This window comes from Castellaniella sp., assembly GCF_034007085.1.
Classification (GTDB): Bacteria; Pseudomonadota; Gammaproteobacteria; order Burkholderiales; family Burkholderiaceae_B; genus Castellaniella.
The window spans coordinates 1-21,053 of record NZ_JAVERO010000003.1 but is presented as its reverse complement, the minus strand read 5'-3'; the positions used below and the strand labels follow the sequence as shown (position 1 = coordinate 21,053).

At 65.9% G+C, this 21,053-nt stretch carries 15 protein-coding genes; 6 read left to right on the top strand and 9 right to left on the bottom strand.

Translation table 11 applies throughout. The annotated features are described in order from the left end of the window. Positions 1-15 precede the first annotated feature (15 nt). The gene (locus RBR29_RS00725) at positions 16-1,233 is read left to right on the top strand and encodes a PLP-dependent aspartate aminotransferase family protein (RefSeq protein WP_320346250.1); all 1,218 of its coding nucleotides are present in this window, start codon (positions 16-18) and stop codon (positions 1,231-1,233) included. A 25-nt stretch (positions 1,234-1,258) separates the two neighbouring features. On the opposite strand, the gene RBR29_RS00720 is transcribed toward RBR29_RS00725, so the two are convergent. From RBR29_RS00720 to RBR29_RS00695, 6 genes are all read right to left on the bottom strand, one after another. Further along, on the bottom strand, positions 1,259-2,851 hold the full coding sequence (locus RBR29_RS00720) for an Eco57I restriction-modification methylase domain-containing protein (protein ID WP_320346248.1): 1,593 nt from the start codon (positions 2,849-2,851) through the stop codon (positions 1,259-1,261). Between the two features lie 2 nt (positions 2,852-2,853). Next, the gene (locus RBR29_RS00715) at positions 2,854-3,816 is read right to left on the bottom strand and encodes a XamI family restriction endonuclease (RefSeq protein ID WP_320346246.1); all 963 of its coding nucleotides are present in this window, start codon (positions 3,814-3,816) and stop codon (positions 2,854-2,856) included. Between the two features lie 133 nt (positions 3,817-3,949). Beyond that, a complete protein-coding gene (locus tag RBR29_RS00710) occupies positions 3,950-4,576 on the bottom strand; it encodes a thiol:disulfide interchange protein DsbA/DsbL (protein WP_320346244.1) in 627 nt (208 codons plus the stop codon). A 23-nt stretch (positions 4,577-4,599) separates the two neighbouring features. Then, positions 4,600-5,298, bottom strand: a complete 699-nt coding sequence (locus tag RBR29_RS00705) for an SPOR domain-containing protein (RefSeq protein WP_320346242.1) — start codon at positions 5,296-5,298, stop codon at positions 4,600-4,602. 4 nt (positions 5,299-5,302) lie between these two features. Next, positions 5,303-6,985: an arginine--tRNA ligase gene (gene argS, locus RBR29_RS00700; RefSeq protein ID WP_320346241.1), complete on the bottom strand. Its 1,683-nt coding sequence runs from the start codon at positions 6,983-6,985 to the stop codon at positions 5,303-5,305. Positions 6,986-7,026: 41 nt separating this feature from the next. Beyond that, positions 7,027-10,740: a DUF6531 domain-containing protein gene (locus RBR29_RS00695; RefSeq protein WP_320346239.1), complete on the bottom strand. Its 3,714-nt coding sequence runs from the start codon at positions 10,738-10,740 to the stop codon at positions 7,027-7,029. 92 nt (positions 10,741-10,832) lie between these two features. Here RBR29_RS00695 and RBR29_RS00690 point away from each other — a divergent pair, with 92 nt between their 5' ends. After that, positions 10,833-11,177 (top strand): DUF1840 domain-containing protein, encoded by a 345-nt coding sequence (locus tag RBR29_RS00690; protein ID WP_320346237.1) that lies wholly within the window; start codon positions 10,833-10,835, stop codon positions 11,175-11,177. A 30-nt stretch (positions 11,178-11,207) separates the two neighbouring features. Next, positions 11,208-11,525, top strand: a complete 318-nt coding sequence (locus RBR29_RS00685; protein ID WP_320346235.1) for a hypothetical protein — start codon at positions 11,208-11,210, stop codon at positions 11,523-11,525. Between the two features lie 147 nt (positions 11,526-11,672). Here the strand turns inward: RBR29_RS00685 and leuA are convergent, their stop codons facing one another. The 3 genes from leuA to RBR29_RS00670 form a co-directional block, all read right to left on the bottom strand. Then, on the bottom strand, positions 11,673-13,376 hold the full coding sequence (leuA, locus tag RBR29_RS00680) for a 2-isopropylmalate synthase (RefSeq protein WP_320346233.1): 1,704 nt from the start codon (positions 13,374-13,376) through the stop codon (positions 11,673-11,675). A gap of 359 nt (positions 13,377-13,735) precedes the next feature. After that, entirely contained in the window at positions 13,736-15,898 is a 2,163-nt protein-coding gene (locus tag RBR29_RS00675) for a TonB-dependent receptor (protein WP_320346231.1), read from the bottom strand. 220 nt (positions 15,899-16,118) lie between these two features. Continuing rightward, a complete protein-coding gene (locus RBR29_RS00670; protein ID WP_320346229.1) occupies positions 16,119-16,661 on the bottom strand; it encodes a hypothetical protein in 543 nt (180 codons plus the stop codon). A 21-nt stretch (positions 16,662-16,682) separates the two neighbouring features. Between RBR29_RS00670 and rpoN the strand changes: the two genes are divergently transcribed. The 3 genes from rpoN to RBR29_RS00655 all read left to right on the top strand — a co-directional run bounded on the left by rpoN (position 16,683) and on the right by RBR29_RS00655 (position 21,011). Beyond that, positions 16,683-18,047: an RNA polymerase factor sigma-54 gene (rpoN, locus tag RBR29_RS00665; RefSeq protein WP_320346226.1), complete on the top strand. Its 1,365-nt coding sequence runs from the start codon at positions 16,683-16,685 to the stop codon at positions 18,045-18,047. A gap of 73 nt (positions 18,048-18,120) precedes the next feature. Further along, positions 18,121-19,515, top strand: a complete 1,395-nt coding sequence (locus tag RBR29_RS00660) for a DUF2868 domain-containing protein (protein WP_320346225.1) — start codon at positions 18,121-18,123, stop codon at positions 19,513-19,515. After that, a complete protein-coding gene (locus RBR29_RS00655) occupies positions 19,512-21,011 on the top strand; it encodes a GTPase/DUF3482 domain-containing protein (RefSeq protein ID WP_320346223.1) in 1,500 nt (499 codons plus the stop codon). The genes RBR29_RS00660 and RBR29_RS00655 overlap by 4 nt, the downstream gene beginning before the upstream one ends. Positions 21,012-21,053: the final 42 nt, after the last annotated feature.

The following is a 21,053-nucleotide window of genomic DNA, read 5'->3' as shown; positions in this document are numbered from 1 at the left end:
CTTCTGCCCCACGCCATGAACAGCCACGATTCCGATCGTATCGACACTGTGCTGCAGCACATCGGCCAGGCCCCGTTGGATCCCGCCACGGGTTCCGGGCCGGTGGCCCTGCCGTCCTATCGCACCAGCACGGTGCGTTTTGCCTCCATGGACGTGCTGGACCGTGCGCAGGCAGCCAAGCAGCGCGGCGAGCGCGTGCCCACCTATGGCCGGGTCGGCCTGCAGACCCACGAGGCCCTGGAAACCCTGCTGTGCCAACTGGAAGGCGGTGAACGGGCATTCCTGGCGCCGTCGGGCATGGCGGCCATCAGCATGGCGTTGATGGCCTTGCTGGGCCAGGGCGATCATGCGCTGGTCGTGGATTCCGTGTATGGGCCGGTGCGCTACTTCCACAAGACCGTTCTGTCGCGCATGGGCGTGGCCATGGACTTCGTGCATGGCGATCTCGCCAGCCTGCAAGCTGCGCTGCGGCCCCAGACCCGGGTGCTGTATCTGGAATCTCCGGGTTCGCTGCTGATGGAAATGCTGGATCTGCCTGCCCTGACGCGCTGGGCGCATGAACACGGTCTGACCGTGGTGGCGGACAATACCTGGGGTTCGGGCTATCTCTACCGTCCCCTGGCGCTTGGAGCCGATGTGTCCGTGATCGCGGCGACCAAGTACGTGGGCGGGCATTCCGACCTGATGCTGGGCGCAGCCGTGGCGCGCGATCCGGCCCTGATCGGCCGGCTGCATGAGACCCACTATGCCCTGGGCAGCACTGTCAGCGCCGATGATGCCTGGCTGGCCCTGCGTGGGGCGCGCACCCTGGGGGTGCGTCTGCGCGCCTGCGCGGAACATGCGCTGGAAGTCTGCCGCTGGCTGGCTGCCCAGCCACAGGTGTCGCGGATCTTTTTCCCGGCGTGGCCGGATGACGCGGGCCACGCCCTGTGGCGGCGTGACGCAACGGGGTCCAACGGCCTGCTGTCCGTGGCCGTGGATTTTGACACTACCCAGGTACGCCGCCTGATCGACGGGCTGCGGCTGTTCGGGATCGGCTATTCCTGGGGGGGCTACGAAAGCCTGGTCACGCAGGTCGAACCTGCTGCCCTGGCCGCGCACGGCTACTGGACGTCGCTGGCCGACGAACGCATGAAGGCCGGCACGGTGCTGCGCCTGCACATCGGCCTGGAAGATCCGGCCGATCTGATCGCAGATCTGGCCCAGGCGTTCGAGGTTGCCGGGCGCGCCTAGGGCCTGTGGATGTTTCGATAGGCTGTCAGAGCAATGCCATCGCTTCGAGTTCCAACTGCCTTGCCGCGCGTTTCTCGTCGAGACCCACCAGCGCAGCAAGATCGTTGGCTGGCACATTGGCCAGTTCTCTGGGTTCCAGTTTATGCATCCCTCCGCCGTATACACGGCCGTTGCCGAGCAGAACAGTGCTGTCGATGGCGTTGAGCGCATGCCATAGCGCATACAGCGTGGCAGGCGCGTTCTGGAGCCTGCTCATCAACAGGGGGGACGGATAAAGCATGAGGTACACATTCGTCGCGGTTGCTTTGCTGTGGTTCAGCAGGAAGCGGAAAGGCTTTCCGCCGTGATCGCTACGGCCAATGTAGGTGCAGACAATGGGAGCGGCCGGTCGGCGCTCCTGGGCATACCAGTGACGCCGTGATCGACAGAGATAGCGTTGCGCAACACGGTCCCGTCCGGTTTGAAGATAGGCCCATAGCGTTGGATGCTTGCGCTGCACTTCATGTTCCGGCAGGTTGCAGTCGAGCAGGAACAGGCGCTTTTCGAGTAAAGGGATTCCGTGTTCATCCGCCATGATTTCGTTGTCTCTGACGTACCGGGTGCTCGGTAGGATAGGTCGTAGAAACTGGGATGGAATATCGAGCGCAATGGCCCGGTCTTCGTCCAGGATGAAGAAGTCATTGTCTCCTGTGGCGAGGCCTCGCTTGATCGAAAAAAGGTCACCGAGCCGGTAGCCCTCCTGCGTGAGCTCAGTGTTTTGATGGGGGAACCGAGTCCATTTGCTTGTGGCTTTCAGTTCATTGATCGCTACTTTTTTCACCAGTGAGGGTTTTTGCAGTGTGCCACCAAAGGAAAAGGTGACCTGGTGGCCTGGGGGCGGGTTTTGTTTCTTGAACCATACGACGGCGGAAGACACCTGCGCGTCGTCGAATTGCACGTCGTTGGGATCAAACCGATGGATATGCAGCAACGTGACTTCCCGCAGCAGGTACGCCTTGAGGGCTTTGCCATAGTTCACGTCCATGAATTCGCTGGGGATGAGCCATCCGGCGATGCCGCCTTCGCTCATCCAGCGATGTGACAACGCCAGGAAATAGCAATAAAGCCCTGATAGCCCAGAGGCTTCGATGTTGGCGGCCTCTCGTGCAGCGTTTTGCAGGCGGCGCTTGTCGTCGCTGCCGATGTGATGGTGCCGCACATAGGGGGGATTGCAGATGAGCAGGTTCGACTTGTCTGCATTGTGCGATGGGGGCTTTTCCTGGGTGAAGTCCGAGAGAGAAATGTCGAGCGGAGTGTCTCGCCAGAACTTCTGGGCAGGATTGCCGTAGTGAGGATCAATTTCAAAACCACGCGCCCAGGCGACAGAATATCGTCCGCGAGTCGAGCGCAAGGCCGAGTAGAAGGAGCCTGTACCGATGGCGGGGTCGAGGAAGCGCACGGCTTCGGTTTTGGGCAGCAGATGCAAGCCGTAGGCGAGTATGTCGTGAGCAAGCCGGGTGGGTGTGGCGAATTGACCAAGCCTGTTTCGTTCGGCCTGCGTCTTGCTGCCGTCGAGTTCCGCCTGGAGGGTCAGGCGCCGTTTCTCCACGGAGTCGCTTGTCTCGGTCTTGCGAATCATGGTCATATCCCGAACAATGACAGATCATCGATGCGATGTTCCCACGCCCAGTCGATGCCTTCCGCAGCCTCGTAGCCCAGATAACCGCTATCGAAATAGCCGCACAGGAACAGGTTGAAGCGTACGTTGGGGCCATAGGTATGGCGAAGCTGGGCCATCTTGACCGCTTCTTCCTTGCGCCGCTTGTTGGTGTTGGCGAAGTCGCCTGCGGATTTTGCCTCGAAGAACAGCGGTAGATTTCCGTGCTTTGCCGTCTTCGGCATGATGACCGCATCAACAGGGATGTTGATAGTTTGCGTGCCGGTCGTTTGTCTGATTGGGACGTTCATTCGGAAGCTGAACGTCCCGGGAGGCATGGTGTCGAATTTGGCGCCATCTCCGGGAGGAAGCCGCCTGTAGCCGTGTTGCTCCAGATAGGTCTGGATCACGGTAAGTTGCCGTTGCTCCTGTGCGTTGCGAATGATCGGGTTCGTCACGGCGCCGCACAGTCTGTCGGCGATGATGGTTGCTGCCCGATGAATTTCGGCGTTGGTAGCCGGTGCCTCGCGAGCGAGCCAGACGAAGATATCCGGGTCGGCCAGGCGTTCGATCACGGCGGCGATCTTGCCAAGCTCATGATCTGCTTTGGCGCTGGACATTCGCACCGGCAGCCGTTGTTCTTTCTCCATGCATTTGACGAGATTCGGCGAGACGCCAGATAAGCCGATGAGCCGGTCTACAGCGAGCGGAGGGCACATCGACATTCGGAGTGTCGGCAGGATCCCGGGGTGCTGACGCAGCAGTGCTGGTTGAACATCGGTCAGATGGGCAGTGGCGCGAAGCGCATCTTTCACGCTTTGCGTGGTTTGGACGCGCGTGTCGCGAAAAACGACCGGCGCAAAATCCATGAACCAGCGGTTGTACATGTCGACCGACGCCGCCACATCAGTCTTCCAAAGGTGCGGCTTGTCAAGATTGACGGGCATATTGCGGATCGCCTGGGTTTGTTCGGAGCGCTCTCAAACAGGGCCTCACATCAAACCGATTGTACCGGCGAGCGAATTCCGGCTCCATGTGGAGCCGGACAAAATAGGCAGGGCAGAGTGGTCCTGGCCAGTCTTATTGTTTTCCCGCCAGCAACTGTTTGACCAGCTTGTCCGCTTCGTCGATGGCGCCCTGGTAGGTGCCGGTTTGCGCGGGGGATGTCCGGTAGCGGCCGCCGATGGCGATCGCGGGTGTGCCTTCGACATGGTAGGACCTGGTCAGTTCGTCGGCCCGGGTGACCTTGGTCTGCACCCCGAAGGAATTGAAGGTGTCGGTGAAGGTCTGGCGATCCAGCCCCTGGGCGACGGCCCAGTCGATGATGTTCCGGGCCTGGGTCAGATCCTGGTTGTCTTCGTGAATGGCCTTGAAGACCGCCGGTTGCAGGTCCAGGCGATCCAGGGCTTCCAGGGTGTAGTACAGCTTCTGCATGTCGCGCATGCCGGCGTTGAAGGCGACCGGCACGCTCTTGAAGGCCACCCCTTCCGGCAGGGTCTTGCGCCATTGTTCGATCAGTGGCTCGATCTGATGGCAGTGCGGGCAGGTGTAGAAAAAGAATTCCAGGACTTCGATCTTGCCCGGGGTGTCCGACGGCTGGACCGGATCCAGGGTGTCATAGGGGGCTGCCTGGGCAGGGGCCATGGCCAGTGCGGCCAGGCCCAGGACCAGGCCCGAGATCAGTCGGGAAAACAAGGAGGTCTGCATGAGAGGGTCCTTTGAAAGATGGGTCAGGGGCGGACGACCGTCGATTCGATCTTTTCGTCGCCCAGGCGGGTTCGGGCGCGGTTCATTTCGTCGATGCCCTTGAATGGACCGACGCGCACGCGGTTGATGGGGGCACCGTTGGATTCGCCGGTTTCGATGCGTACCGGCAGGCCCAGCAGCACGACCCGGGCCAGCATGGCCTGGGCTTCTTTTTGGGATCGGAACGCGCCGGTCTGCAGGTAATAGGTGGTCTGCGTGCCAGGCGCAGGCCGGGCAGCGGGCGGCGGTGGCGGTGGGGGCGGAATGGGCTGGCTGGCCTGGGGTGCAGCCGGGGTGCGGGCCGGGGCCTGCAGGGGCTTGGATTCGGGTTTGTCCAGCCCGGCGATGATCTGACCGATGGCGTCGGACAGGGGGTTGTCGGGGGCCGTGCCGGGTTCAGGAGCCGGCGCTGGCGGATTGATGGCGCTGCCGCCCTGGGCGGTCGAACGGGTGCCAGCCGGACCGTCCTTGCCGTACAGGGCGATGTTCGGGTCCGGGGCGTTCTTGACGTCCGGCAGCAGGGTGGTCGGGGCGTTGCGGCTGGCCTTGTCCTTGAAGGGCATGGGAGCCTTGGTGACGAACAGGGCCACGGCCACGGCGGCCGCAACGCCCAGAACCATGCCCAGAATCAGGCCGAACCAGGCGCTGCCGGACCGCGAGGAGGATTTCTTGCGGGTAGCCATGGCGTTACATGCGTTCGGGGGCGCTGACCCCCAGCAGGCCCAGGCCGTTGGCGATCACCTGGGCGGTGGCGCGCGCCAGGCGCAGGCGGGCGGCCCCCAGGGCGGGGTCGTCGACCAGGATGCGTTCCGCGTTGTACCAGGCATGGAAATCGGCTGCACAGTCGCGCAGCCAGAAGGCCAGCTGGTGCGGGGCCAGTTCGTGGGCGGCCTGTGTCAGCACGCTGGGGTATTCGGCCAGGCGCTGCAGCAGCGCGATTTCGGTGGGGGCAGTCAGCAGGGATGGATCTGCGGCTGCACCCTGGCCGCCGGCGTCGTGCTGGCGCAGCAGGGAATGGATGCGGGCGTGCGCATACTGGATGTAGTAGACCGGGTTTTCCTCGCTGTGCGACAGCGCCAGATCGATGTCGAACACGAATTCGGAGTCGGCGCGGCGCTGGGCCAGGAAAAACCGCACCGCGTCACGACCGACCCAGTCGATCAGGTCGCGCAGCGTGACGTAGCTGCCGGCGCGTTTGGAGATCTTGACCTCGGCGCCGTCCCGCATGACGCGCACCATCTTGTGCAGCACATAGGCCGGGTAGTCGACCGGGATGCCCAGGCCCAGGCCCTGCAGGCCGGCGCGCACGCGGGCAATGGTGCCGTGGTGGTCGGTGCCCTGGATGTTGATGGCGTGATGGAAGCCGCGTTCCCATTTGGTGACGTGGTAGGCCACGTCCGGCACGAAATAGGTGTAGCCGCCTTCGGACTTGCGCATGACGCGATCCTTGTCGTCGCCCGTACCCAATTCGGTGGTGCGCAGCCACAGCGCGCCGTCCTGTTCGTAGGTATGGCCGGCGTCGATCAGGGCCTGGACCGTGCGGTCGACACGGCCGCTGGTGTAAAGCGAGCTTTCCAGGTAGTAGTGGTCGAAGCGCAGGTCGAAGGCCTGCAGGTCCAGGTCCTGTTCACGGCGCAGGTAGGCGACGGCAAAGCGCCGGATGGCGTCCAGATCGTCGAGATCGCCGGTCGCCTGGACCGGGTCGCCGTCACTGGCCTGGACCGTGGCGCGGGCCAGGTAGTCGCGGGCGATGTCCTGGATGTATTCGCCTCGGTAGCCATCGGCCGGAAAGCGCGGGTCGTCGGGTTCGATGCCGCGCGCCCGCGCCTGGACGCTGATGGCCAGGTTGTGGATCTGATTGCCGGCGTCGTTGTAGTAGAACTCGCGCGAGACCTGGGCGCCCTGCGTGGCGAACAGGCGGCAGATGGAATCCCCCAGCGCTGCCTGGCGGGCGTGGCCCACGTGCAGCGGCCCGGTCGGATTGGCAGAGACGAATTCCACCAGCACGCGGTCGGTATTCTGGGGGCGATGGCCATAGCGTTCGCCCTGGGCCTGGATGGTCTTCAGGACAGCCTGGTGGGCCGCAGCCGACAGGCGGAAATTGATGAAGCCTGGCCCCGCGACCTCGGCCGAGGCGATCAGGCCGGTGGCGTCCGGGTGCGCCAGGACGCCGGCCACGACGGCCTGGGCCAGTTCGCGTGGGTTGCGCCGCGCCGCGCGAGCGGCCTGCATGGCGACGTTGCTGGCCACGTCGCCATGGGCGGCGACCTTGGGGCGTTCGAGGGTGATGTCCGGGATCTGGCCGGGGATCAGCGTGTCCAGGACGGAGCGCAGGATGGCACTGAGCCGGGTGTGGTGCTCGGGTAGCATGGTGTCCGTATCTGAGGGTATCGCGAAATGATAGCCCGATTTCACATCATGGGCAGCCCCAGTTCGGCTTCCAGCCAGGCGCCGTAAGCTGTCATGTCGACCGTGCCGGCCACCGATCCTGGGTTGCCATCCGCGCCGTCGGCGCGGCGGATGAAGGCTTCGACGATGCGCCGCTGGGCATCCCCCAGACGCGGGTCCGCACCCTGCGGGCCGATTGTCTGCGTAGCAGCATCCTGCAGGGGTCGGTCCCCTTTCAGCAGGCGCAGCGCGGGGCTGCGTTCGTCGTGCAGCAGCGGGTGAGTCACGGTTCGATCCTCTGGCGCCAGTTCCGCCAGGGGCACCAGAGCGGCCAGGGCCTGCCAGCGCATCCAGTTCAGGGCCACGTCCGACAGGTCGCCGTCTGCGATGGGCTGCATCTGTTCGTCCAGCAGCAGACCGCCGCCGATGTCGGCGTGGGCGCCGATGAAGGGGGCTTCGACGGTATTGCCGGTGTTCCCGGCAGCCGAGACCAGAGGGAACAGGGCGCGCAGTTCGTGCAGCGCCACCGCATGCGCCACCCAGTGCCAGGCACCGCCGATGCCTAGGTCGAAGCCGGCGTTGGCTGCGCCCAGCAGTCCGAACTGCGCCACGGTGTCGAACAGGCCCAGGAAGCGCAGGTCGACGCACAGGCCGATGGTCCCGCGCAGCGGGTCGTCGTAGGAAAACCAGCCGTTGCGAGTATGGCGTGCGATGCGGTTGGCGAAATCGCGGGCCAGGGCAGCGCCGCGCGAATAGCCCAGGATGTCGATGGGTACCGGGGTGGCGCTGCCCTGCGCCCGGTCCAGGGCGTTCAGCAGGGATTGCCATTGGTTTTTCAGAATCTGGCGGCTGCTGGCGGCCGTGATCGCATCCCAGTCGATGTAGTAGCTGTTGCCCGGCCCGGCGTGGTAGTAGGCCGGGCCGTCTTCATAGATCTGGGCCAGCTTCCAGACGTTGCCTTGATTGCGCGGGCCGTAGCGTGTGCCGTCGAAGGCCAGCAGGATCAGGCCCAGGGGATCGACGTGGCGCAAGGGCTGCTGGGCCGCGTAGCCCAGGGCCTGCTGGCCGGGCAGCGGCCCCAGGGGGTCGGGTTCCAGATAGTGGCCGCGCCCGGGCAGGAAGGTACGGAAGACATTGTCGTGCCAGCCGGTTGCCGGGTCTTCGTCCTGGCCGGGCCGGCGCAGCGGCAGATCCAGGTCGCCGTCCAGGCGGGTTGCGCGGCCCAGCGCGTCGTAGCGGGCCGCCCAGCGGATTGCGCGGTCATCGTCGGTGGCCAGAACGGGGGCGCCCAGCAGGTCGGCGTGCAGGTAGATCAGGTGCGTGCGCCCGTCTGCGTCAGTCTGCAGCAGGCCGACCGGGACCTCATTGGCGTACAGATAGCGCTGGGTGACGCCAAAGGACGGCGCGTGCGGCGGCGCCGAGGCAGGCCGCCGCCAGATCGCCGCCAGGCGGTTGTCCAGGTAATAGCGTTCCGTCTCCTGGCCATCCTGGATGGTGCGGATGCGCTGCCCCCGGGCGTTGTAGACATAACGGGCCAGGGGCCGGCCGTTTTCCAGGACCTCGGCCACCCTGCCCTGGGCCTGGTGACGCAGCGTCCTGGCGCCGACGGCCAAGGGCCGGCCAGCCGTGTTGCGGGGGATGGCGGGCAGTGGGCCGGGGGCGGTGCCAGTCCGGGTGGATTGGTCGTGGCGGGCGGCCAGGCTGCCGTCTTCGTGCCAGGCCAGCCAGGTCCGGGTCGTGTCATCCTGGAATCCGATCAGGCGATCCTGTGCGTCGTGGGCCAGGCGCTGCTGCTGCCAGTGTCCAGACGCCAGCCAGGTGGTCTGGCGCGTGACCCGGCCACGTGCGTCGTGGTGCCGCCGTTCGCCCCACAGGATGCGCGGCCCGTCGGCCAGGACCAGCGTATCGGCCCGCTCGTCTGTCCCGGTGGCCGTGCTCAGCCACAGGCCGTTGCCGTAGCGGTAGCCGGCACTGCCCGGGACCGAGTCGATGACGGTACGGCGCGTGCCGTCGGCTGCTTCCCAGTCCAGCCGGGCCAAGCGTCCCGAGGCGGACCAGGCGTAGTGCAGCGCACCGCCTTCGGGCAGATCATGGCGCACCAGTCGCCCGTGCATGTCGTAGCTGAACTGTTCCCGATAGTCCAGCGTGCCCTGTGGGTGGGGTCGGGTGATGGCCCGGGCCGTCACCCGGCCGTGTTCATCATGCGTCAGGGACTCGGATTCGGCGGGGTGTGTCAGCCGGATGGGGTGGTCGCCTCGCCAGCGCAGGCCGATATCCAGTGGCGGCTGCCCCGGCATGGTGTGCAGCAGCCGCACGGGGCGGCCAATGCTGTCGCGCTGGATGTCCAGGCGCCTGCCATCGGCCAGGCGCATGAGCGCCAGGCGGCCTTGCGCATCATGTGCCAGCCGGGTCGTACCGCTCAGCCGGCTGGACCAGCGCGCCAGGCGGCCGTCGGGCCGGTAGTCCAGGCGCAGGTCGGGCCAGCCGCCGTGCGTTTGTTCCAGTGCGCGGATCGAACCGTCTGGTGTGCGGTGGATGCGCAGGCCTTCAATGGCGCTCAGCCGGCCTTGCGTGTCGTACCCGATGTGCCGGATGGTCTCCGGGCAGGCGGCGCAGGCGGTCGAGCGGACGGTGTGCGGCACGGTCCGATGGCCATGCACTCTGTGCTCGACCTCGACCATGCCGGCCAGCGACTGAATCCGGGTCGCGCCGGTGCCGGATGGATCGTTCGGGTAGCGGAGATCCAGTTGGCCTGTCGTTGTGCCTGGGGCGCCGGGAATGGCCTGGATGACGCGACCCAGGGTGTCGTAGGTCCAGCTGCGGGCGCGCCAGCGCCGGCCATCGGCGGCTTGCAGCGTGATGCCGGTGATTGCGGCCTGGTGGCCTGACTGCCGCTCGGGTTCATAGTGATAACGGCGGCGCATGCCGTCGGGGCGTTGCACGGCAATCAGCTGCATCCATGGGGTGGCTGGGGCGGCGTGCGCTGCCCCAGTGTCGCTGGCGGGCGCATACGTGTATCGGAATATGCCCAGCGGCGTGTCCAGCGCGCGCAGGCGGGGGCGGGGTGGTGCGGTGTCGTAGTCCAGGCGCAGTGCGGCCGTGCCGCGGCGGATTTCCTGGATCAGGCCGGCCAGCGGGCCGTTGATGTAGCGCTCGATGACGATATCGGGCCGTCCGGGTGTCGTGATGGTCTGCAGCTGGCCCTGTGCGTCAAAACGCAGCTGCCCTCCGTCGGTGCCCTGCCACGCCAGAGGTGCGTCCTGTTTCGAGGCCGGCGCCAGGATGCGGCCATCGGCGGGACTGGCGCCCCGACCCCGTGGGTCGAAATGCACGCGGCGGCCGTCGGGCAGGTCCAGGCGCCAGCCTGTCTGGATGGGATGCAGGCGGATGTCGTATTCGCTGGTCCAGCCCCGACCCAGCGGCCCGTCTACGGTGGATCCCGAGCGGTACAGGCGGATGAAGGATGGGTGGCTGTCCGTGAATGGTGCGGGCAGATCGGTTTCCCGCAGGAATTTCTCGCCGGTCGCCAGATGCACGGGGTTGGTCAGGCCCGAATCGGGGGCGGGTTCCGCTCCCGGTCCGCGGGCCGGCCCTGCGCCGCAGGGCGTCTGAATCTGTGGCACGGGACAGCTCAGGTTGGCGGCCAGCGCGCACGGCGGCAGGGACCAGGACGAGAGCGTCAGCAGCAGGCTGGCCAGTCGGGCCGGCCAGCGGTGCCGGGCACGGGTTGCGGGCATGAGAACCTCCTGTCGGGACGCTCATTGTGTCGCTTGGCAGGGAGGTTGAAGATCGGTTAGTGTATGAATGTGTCCATTGCGGGAAGTCCATCATGCTCATTTTGTTCCAGTCGAAATCTGCAGCGGAAGTCCTGATGTTTGCCCAGCATGCCCGGCCCATTCTGCTGGCCGCCGGCAAGACGTTCGATGCGCCCGGCGTGCCGGAACGCGGCGTCATCACCCGGGAACAACTGGACGCCGCCATCGCCGGCATCGAGGCGCTGGTCGCCGCCGATCCCGGGCATGACGATCCTTCCGGGGATCACGACGACACGGCCGAACATCCCATTGCCCAGCCGGTCGGCATGCGTCGTCGGGCCTGGCCGTTGTTGACCATGCTGCGCCTGGCCCGTGAAAAGGGCGAGGATGTCACTTGGGAACCCGCCCCATCCTGGTAAATTCACGCCTTTCACTCTTGGAGACACCCCATGCAGGGACACGTGATCGTGATTTTCGATGCCCATCGCTCACTGGAACTGACCGTTGATGCGCCGGTGGATGCCGAGCGGGCCCATGCCGCCCGTGAATGGTTCGAGCAGACCTGGGAATCCATGGGATGCGAGCCCCTGCGGGTCAGCGGCAAGGTGCTGCTGCTGGACAAGATCCTGGGCGTGGCCGACAGCCTGGGCTACAGCCGTTTGTCCTCGCAGCCGGAACTGGCCCAGGAATTTGCCGGCCATGCCATCCAGGCGCTGGAAAAACCCCGCGTGACGGTGGATCTGCCGGGGCTGGCGATCGTGTATTGAAAAAACCCCGCCCGGTAGGACGAGGTTCGGTGAGGCGGGCGCTTGTGGTGCCATGAAACCCCGGGATAGGGGGACAGCGCTGCCCGCTGGCGCTGAGATGTCGCATGACGCACACCCCATGCGGGATGTGCGTTGCTGCGTTCTGGATCAGGCTGCGGCCGAGGCGCGGGGCTGGATGCTGCCGCCTGCCGCCGCGTGGCGGTTGACCGCGCTCAGGATGGCCAGGAAAGACGAGGTCACGATGTCCTCGTGGATGCCGACGCCGTAGCCGCTGGCAGAATCCTGGATGCGCATTTCGATGTAGGACGCCGCGCGGGTATCGGTGCCGGTGCCGATGGCGTGTTCCTGGTAGTCCATCACACGCGCATCGATGTCCAGGGCCGCGATGAAGGCCGAGATCGCGCCGTCGCCCTGGCCCGACAGGTGGCGGACCTGGCCGTCGACTTCCAGTTCGACCTCGATCATGAATTGCTTCTGGCCGGTAGTCTTGGGGCTGCCGGTGATGCGGTGCCGGATCAGTTTCATCGGCGCTTCGCGATCCAGGTATTCGCTGGAAAAGATCTCGAACACGTCCTGGGGCGTGACCTCGCGGCCAGTTTCGTCGGTGACGCGCTGGATCGCCCGGCTGAATTCGATCTGCAGGCGGCGCGGCAGGACCAGACCGTGTTCCTGTTCCAGCAGGAAGGACACCCCGCCCTTGCCGGACTGGCTGTTGACGCGAATGACGGCATCGTAGCTGCGGCCCAGGTCGGCCGGATCGATGGGCAGGTAGGGGACTTCCCAGACGGTGCCTTCCTGGCGCACCGCGAAGCCTTTCTTGATGGCGTCCTGGTGCGAACCGGAAAAGGCCGTGAAGACCAGATCGCCGGCATAGGGATGGCGTGGGTGCACGGGCAACTGGTTGCAGTATTCGGCGCAGCGGCGGACTTCGTCGATGTCCGAGAAGTCCAGGCCCGGGTGGATGCCCTGGGTGTACAGATTCAGCGCCAGAGTGACCAGGTCCACGTTGCCGGTGCGCTCGCCATTGCCGAACAGGCAGCCTTCGATGCGGTCGGCGCCGGCCATGACGGCGAATTCGGCGGCGGCCACGGCCGTGCCCCGGTCATTGTGCGGGTGGACGCTGAGGATGATCCGGTCGCGTTGCGCCAGATTGTTGTGCATCCATTCGATCTGGTCGGCGTACAGATTGGGCGTGGTGGCTTCGATGGTGGCCGGCAGGTTCAGGATGATCTTGTCCTGGACGGTCGGCTGCCAGGTCTCGACCACGGCATTGCAGACTTCCAGCGCGAAATCGGGCTCAGTGGTGCTGAAGACTTCTGGTGAATATTCGTAACGCCAGTGGGTTTCCGGATGCTTGGCCATGGCAGCCTTGACCATCCGGGTGCCTTCGATGGCGATGGTGCGGACTTCGTCGCGGCTCATGCGGAAGACGATCTTGCGGAAGGCCGGCGCACAGGCGTTGTACAGGTGGACGATGGCGTGTTTCGCGCCCGCGCAGGCTTCGACCGTGCGCTGGATCAGGTCTTCGCGGGACTGGGTCAGGGCGATGATGGTGACGTCGTCGGGGATGCGTTTTTCGTCGACCAGCTTGCGCACGAAGTCGAAGTCGGTCTGGGACGCGGACGGGAAGCCGACCTCGATTTCCTTGAAGCCGATCTTCAGCAGTTGTTCGAAGAAACGCAGCTTGCGTTCCACGCTCATGGGTTCGATCAGCGCCTGGTTGCCGTCACGCAGGTCGGTGCTCATCCAGATCGGCGGGGCGGAGATGCGGCGGCTGGGCCAGGTGCGTTCGGCGAAGTCGCGCGTGAACGGGACGAACGGGACGTATTTGTCGGCGGGGTTCTTGATCATGTCGGTACCTGTCTGGGCGGATGCGCCCGGATCACGGGCGCGGAAATGTACGGATGTGGCGAAACAGGCTGCCGAACTGCCACGCGGCGCTAGGCCCGGCAACCGATCGTTAGCAGCAGTAGGCCCGACAGGGAGAGGAGGCAAGACGCACGCACACGCCCGGCAGCAGGGCGCTGCAGGGTGTCAAAAAAGGCGGTGTGCGTGACGTTCATAGGTGAAAGTCAAACACATTTCGAGGCGTTTGGCAAGTTTTCACGGATATTTCGCCGGGCGATCGCAGTCGCAGGCCGACCCGGCGCGCGCGGATGCGGCGCTGGCGCAACGGCCGACCGGGCTGGCGGCCGCGCGCGGAGTCCGGCTCAGAATGTGGTGCGCAGGGTGACTTCCACATTGCGGCCGGTGCCCGGCAGGGAATCGAACGCAGAACGGTATTCCTTGTCCAGGATGTTGTTGAACTGCACGCTGACCTGCACCTTGCGGTCCTTGCCATGCGTGCCGCCGAAGGCCAGATTCAGCGTGCCCCAGCCCGGCAGGCGTTCGCTGTGGGTCGCGTTTTCTGCCTGCCTGATCGCCGTGGCGGCGCGCACGAACAGGTCGGCCCAGACATCGGCGCCGTACAGCGTCGTGTCGTAGCGCACCCCCGTGCGGCCCGAAAAGGCCGGCACGCCGCTGTCGCGGGTCGAATAGCGGGCGTATTTCAGTTCCCGTCGCGTCCAGGCGCCGGAGACATAGGGCGTGAAACCCGTGCCGGGCAGCGCGTATTCGGCGGCCAGTTCGATGCCGTGGGTGTCGGCGCGGTCGGCGTTGATGTAGGTGCGGTCGCTGGCGGCGTGGCCTGGCGGGCAGGTGCCTGCCGAGACGCATGATGTGGTGCTGATGTAGTCCTTGGCCTGGGTGTAGAACACCGCCGCATCCAGGACCACACCGGCATGCTGGTAGCGGGCGCCCAGTTCGTAGTTCTGCGAGGTCTCGGGTTTCAGGTCGGGATTCGCGCGGGTCGGCGAGCCGCTGCCGGCCGTGGTGTCGCTGTACAGCTGCATCAGGGTGGGGGTCGTGTAGCCTTCGGAATACAGCGCGCGCAGCGTCGTGTGCGCCAGGCCATTCCAGGTCAGGCCCAGGGACTTGACCAGGCGACCGGTGGTGCGGTCGCCCTGGCCCGCCAATGCGGTGTTGGTGGTTTCGTCCAGGCTTGAACGCACATGGTAATAACGCAGGCCCGCTGTCAGTTTGAAATCCTGGGCGAAGGACCACGCATCCTGGGCGTACAGCGAAGCCGTCTGGATCGAGGCACGGGTATGCGTTGGGTGTCTCTTTACTGTCGTGGAAGGGAATGGAATCGTCCGGCGGGTGGTCGTGATGCTGTTCTTGCGGGTGTCCAGGTCGTCCATCAGGTACTGCGCGCCGACGATGGTGTAGTGATCGGGGTGCAGGGCCAGATCGACCTGTGCAGTCCCGCCGTAGTTCAGGTTGCGGTCGTCCGATGTGGCGGTGTTCTTGACGTTCATGAAGAAGACGGGCTGCACCTCGACCCGGTTTTCGAACAGCCGGTCCACGGTCTGGCGGTAGGCGTCCACGTGGATCTTCCGTACCACGGGGCTCAGGTCCCTGGCGTCGTAGTACAGCCCGATCTTGCGCAGGTCGCGCTTGGGCAGTTCGATACGGAAATCGCGGATCGGTCCCTGCAGGTAGCCTGGATCCGTCCAGCTGTCCGTGCTCAGGATGTGCTGTTCGGCCTTCAGCGCCAGATAGTGGTTGCGGTGTGTGCCGAAGGTGTAGCCCAGATGCAGCGCCAGGTCGCTGTCGCGGTAGCTGGACCCGTCCAGGCGGCCGTCCTGGGTGTAGCGGCCATTGGGCACGGCGCGGTCGTGGTGGCGGTCGGCGCTGCCCGACAGGCGATAGTCGAAATCGCCCACGGTACCGGATACGGCGGCCCAGCCCTGCCAGCCACGCGTGCCGGAATAGTAGCTGGTGCCCGTTTCCAGCTGGATCGGCCTGGGTGCGCCGCGCTTGGTGATGATGTTGACCACGCCGCCGATGGCCTTGGCGCCGTACAGCACCGAGGCAGGGCCGCGGATGACGTCGATGCGTTCGACATTGGCCGGGTCCACCAGGATGGGCGTGCCGTAGTCGCTGTGGTCGGTGATTTCCTGGCCGTCCACCAGAATGGTCACGCGGTGCGAGGACTCGCCCCGGATACGCAGGCGTTTCATGCCCGGTGCGGACGCGTCGACGACTTCGACCCCGGGCACGTCGCGCACCAGATCGGCGATGCTTTCCGGGGCCTGGCGTTCGAGTTGATCCTGGCCAACGACCGAGACCGAGGCGGGATTGTGCATGACGGATGTCTCGGTGCGTGTGCCCGTCACGGTGATGGTGTCGAGCCAGGTGGTGTGTGGCGGGCTGGCGTCCTGCGCGCTGGCGGCGCCAGCCGCCAGCAGCAGACTGGATGCCAACGTCAGCGCGCGCGTGCCAACGCGCGGCGCGGTGGGTGCTTTCCCCCGGCCTGTGATCGGATGGTTCATTGTTCAGGCTCCCTGTATGGATCAGTGACAGGGCGGGCGGAATGCGGTCATGGTGTGTGGCAAGGATGTGTGGGTGAATGGCAGGCGTGTCCGCCGTTCTGGCGGAGCCACACTATAGAAGAACCAGCCAAATCAATCAATGATTATGATAATTATTATCATTAATATCCTTAGTGGCCCTGTGGAGGGTCCGTCCGTCTGAGCCCTGCCCTGCGCGCCGCTAGGATCGCTGGCGAGCGTTTTCCAGGATAGCGAGTTGTTCGGCCGCCCGATGCAGGCGGGCGGCGCGGCCGGCGGACAGTTCGGTCCGGGTCAGCATCAGATCGCCCACGCGCAGGGGTTCGTCGCGCGTCTGCCAGGCCCACAGCAGCACGTCCAGCGCAGCGCCCGACAGCTGACTGGACAGCTGCTGAAAGGACGTGGCATCGACAGGCCGCAGGCGTGCGCGCACCAGAATCGCGCGCACGGCCAGCCAGGTCAGATAGGCCAGCAGCAGGGAACAGAGTGTGGCCAGTGCGCCCCAGAAATAGGGGTTGTAGCGCTGCAGCAGGGCGGTGGCTTCCGCCCCCACGATACGGTTTCCGGCATAATCGATACCGTTGCCGAACGCCAGCAGCCGGTTCAGCGCGTCATACCAGATCAGGGCGACCGTCACGACTAGGACCGCCGCAAGAATTCTGGACGTGGCGGTGAGCTTGAGCAGAACCTTGCGCAGCAGCGCGTGGTCCTGACGGCTGGGGGATTCGTTGCGTTCTGGTTTCATGAGCCTTATTTTAAGTTGAACATGCGTGTGCAACCATCCCTGGAACTGGGCCAGCATCAGCACCTGGCGCTGACGCCGCAGTTGCGCCAGGCGCTGGCCTTGCTGCAATGCTCATCCCAGGAACTGGACCAGGAAATCGCCCAGGCGCTGGCTGACAATCCGCTGCTTGAACGCATCGACCCGGATCCGGAATCGGCGGCCCAGGCAGAACGGCTGGACCGCCTCTGGTCGCAACCTGCGCGCGCCGCCCTGCCCGATGATTTGCCGGAACCCGGCCAGCCCACCAGCCTGGTCGATCATCTGCTGCTGCAACTGCATGCCACCCGCGCCACCGAACGCGATTGCCTGCTGGTGATCCGGCTGATGGGCGAACTGGATGAACGCGGCTACCTGGAATTCGATCCGGCAGCCCTGGCGGCCGGCCTGCCCCCAGAACTGGACATCGAGGACGCAGAATGGCACACGGCGTTGCGCTTGTTGCAGTCTTTCGATCCCCCCGGGGTGGGCGCGCGCGATCTGTCGGAATGTCTTCGCTTGCAGCTGGACGCGCGCGCTGGCGAGTGGCCAGCAGACGTGCTGGCCTGCGCCCGTCGGTTGACGGACCATCTGGAGGACCTGGGCGCGGGCCGTTGGGGGCGGCTGTGCGAAACACTGGCCTGCGATCGTGCATTGCTGGATGCCGCCCACCGTGCCCTGCGGCGCCTGGATCCCCGGCCTGCGGGCGCCTGGCAGACAGGTCCCATCCATTATGTGGTGCCCGACGTGCTGTTCCATCGCACGGCAGGCGGTTGGCAGGTCAGCCTGAATCCGGCCATCGAACCCCGTGTCCGGCTGAACCCGGAATTGGTGGATGGCCTGGCGGGCCAGGATCTGTCGCCCGATCTGCGTGACCGGGTGCGCCAGGCGCGCAGTTTGATCCATGGCCTGGACCAGCGACGGCAGACGATCCTGCGGGTGGCCGAATATATCGCCCGGCACCAGCGGGGCTTTCTGGAGTCTGGCGTGGCAGCATTGCGGCCGCTTACTCTGCGAGAGGTCGCGCAGGCGCTCGAACTCCACGAATCGACGATTTCTCGCGCCACACGCTTGAAATACGCGCAGACCCCCTGGGGGGTACACGAACTGAAATTCTTTTTCGGCACCGTGGTGCAGACCCGCTCGGGAGAGGAAACCTCGGCCTTGGCCGTGCAGGCGTTGATGCGCACGCTGCTGGAATCAGAACCGGCTGGCAAGCCGCTGTCCGACATGCGCCTGGCGCAATTGCTGGCGGACCAGGGGGTGGTGATCGCTCGGCGTACCGTGGCCAAGTACCGCGAGGCCATGGGCGTGCCGCCGGCCAGCATGCGCAAGGCGCACGGGCCGGCGGCACGCCGGCAGAATGGCTGAACGCCTTTCCGCACCAGTGCGCCCGGAGCCGGTAAAACTCGGTATCATCCTGTTTTCAATCACTTGTGCCCCCATGAGGAGTCGCCCCCTGTCCACTGCCGATCTCGCCGCCAGTCCGTTGCTTCAGTACTGGCAGGCCGAGGCCGTGCGTTTGCGGGAAGCCCACTGGGGACCACTGGAAGATCGCGCTGCCTGCCAAGCGGCGCTGCGTCTCCCGGCCGATCTCCAGGGCCGCATCCTGGCGCGGGCTGCCTGGCTGGCTGAACACGGTGAACTGCACGACCGCCTGATCCAGTGGTCAGTCGGCGCTCGCTGGGCGCTGGCCATCCTGTGGCTGTGCGCGTGTCTGGCGGGTATCGGCACGGCGGCTGCCGTCCTGGGGCCGGGGCAGGTCAATCTGGCCCTGGCTCTGCTGGGGATGCTGGGCCTGCATGCGCTGACCTTTCTGATCTGGCTGGCTGGCTGGTTGCCGGGGTTGCCTGACTCAACCGCGCTGTCACGGTTGTGGCTCTGGTTGACGCAGCGCCTGGTCCGGGGGCCGGATGCCGCCCTGGCGGCCCAGGCATTCCTGTCTTTGCTGGGCCGGGCGCGGTCCTGGAAAATGGCCATCGGGCTGATCAGCCACGGTGCCTGGACCGCCGCTTTCCTGGGGGCGGTGCCCACATTGCTGCTGCTGTTGAGCGCACGCCGATACACGTTTCATTGGGAAACCACCCTGCTCTCGCCGGATGCATTCGTGAGTGTGACCCAGGCGCTGGGTTGGCTGCCCGGGCTGCTGGGTTTTCCGGCGCCCGATGATGCTCAGGTCGCCGCCAGCCTGGGTGTCCAGCCACTGGCCGCAGGCGTTCAGGCCGACTGGTCCCTGTGGCTGGTCGGCAGCGTCATCGCTTGGGGACTGCTGCCGCGGCTGCTGGCGCTGGCCGTCTGCATTCTGTGTCTGCGGCGCCGTCTGGCCGGGCTGGCGGTCGATCCGGGTCTGCCGGGTTGGCTGGATCTGCGTGAGCGCCTGATGCCCACTCATGTCAGCCTGGGAATCGACCGTCCGGCGCCAGCCGAGGGGCGCGCAGCCGATCCTGCCGTACCGCCACCCACGGCGCACGGTGGTCGGTCAGCGGTGCTGGCCTACGAACTGGGGCCCGACCTGGCCTGGCCACCGGATGGATTGCCGCCAGGGGTGGCTGATCTGGGGCGCTGCAACAGCCGTGCAGACCGCGCGCGCATCCGTGGGTTGTTGAACCCGCCGCCTGCGCACTTGCTGCTCGTGTGTGATGCGCGCCTGACCCCGGACCGGGCTGCTGCCGCCTGGCTGGACGAATTGCGCCGATCCTGCCCCGACCTGCGCGTCCTGTGCCTCGGTGGATCACCGCAGCGCGTGCAGGCCTGGCAGGATCTCCTGTCGCAACAGGCCGTTGCCCAGGCCGTCAGCCTGGACAGCTGGCTCGAACACATCGGAACCCCCCCGCCATGACTGACGCTTCGAAACCCATCGACCTGGCGGTCGTCGGCCATACCAACACCGGCAAGACTTCGTTGCTGCGCACGTTGCTGCGTGATGAATCCTTTGGCGAAGTCGCGGACCGCCCCGGGACTACCCGCCATGTCGAAAGCGCCCAGCTGCTGACCGAGACTGGCCAGGCCATCCTGGTGTTGCGAGACACGCCGGGTCTGGAAGACGCCATGGGTGTCCTGGATTACCTGGATCAGTTGTCACCGCCCCAGGAACGGCACGATGGCCCGGAACGCATCCGCGCGCTGCTGGACAGCCCCGAGGCCGCTGGCCGGTTCGAGCAGGAATGCCGGGTCCTGGATGCGGTGCTGAAGACCGACGCGGCCCTGTACGTCATCGATACCCGGGACCCGGTCCTGCCCAAGCATCGCGACGAATTGATGTTGCTGGCCGCGTGCGGCCGGCCCATTCTGCCAGTGCTGAATTTCACTCGCGCGGCGTTGTCGGACACGGCTGCCTGGCGCGATGCGCTGGCCCGTCTGGGCCTGCATGCCACGGTAGATTTCGATACCGTCGCGCCTGCGCTGGATGGCGAGGGCCAGTTGCTGGATCGTCTGGCCTTGATGCTGGACCACCATGCCGTCGCCTTGCAGGCCCTGCGTGCCGATCTGGGCCAGCAGCGACTGCGGCGGCTGCAGGATGCCACGCGCCTGATCGCCGAACTGCTGGTGGATGCGGCCGCACTGCGGTTGCCCTGTTCCCAAGATCCGACCGACATGGCCACCATCACCCTGGGATTGCGCAAGCGTACCCGTGACCGGGAACAGGATTGCGTGCATGCGCTGCTGAAACGCTACCGTTTCAGCAAGATGACGTTTCCTCACCACCCTTTGCCGCTGGAAGGCGAACGCTGGGGCATGGATCTGTTCAATCCCCAGGCGCTGCGCACGTTCGGCATCCAGGTTGGCAAAGGCCTGGCCACAGGCGCCATGGCGGGTGCCACCATCGATGTGTTGACCGGGGGGCTGAGCCTGGGGACGGCTGCGTTGCTGGGTGCTGCCATCGGCGGCGCCTGGCAGGGCGCCAGCCAGTGGGGCAAGCGCCTGGTGGGCCGGCTGGCGGGCAATACCGAAATGACGGTGGATGATCCGGTCCTGCATCTGCTGGGATTGCGGCAATTGGCCCTGGTGCGGGCATTGGAATGCCGGGGACATGCGGCCATGCGGCCTATCGACGGTGACCTGCTGACGCCGCCAGGGCCTGAACCTGCCGGGTCAGGGACGGGTGACAGCGGGCCGGATGTGACCCAGGATCAGGGGGGGCAGGCCGCCGCCGAGACCGACGCCGCTACTACCCCGCCCGAACCCCTGCGGCGCCTGCCGCCGGATGTGCAGCGCATGCTGGACGAAGCCCGGGGCCATCCAGCATGGTCATCGATCGGCGAGGATCCTGTGCCGGACGCCCGTCGCGAGGCCCTGGTCGGTGCCATGGCCCAGGCGCTGTTTGCTGCGCTGTAGCGCCGGGGTGCATTTACCAGCTGCCAGACGCGCCGCCACCGC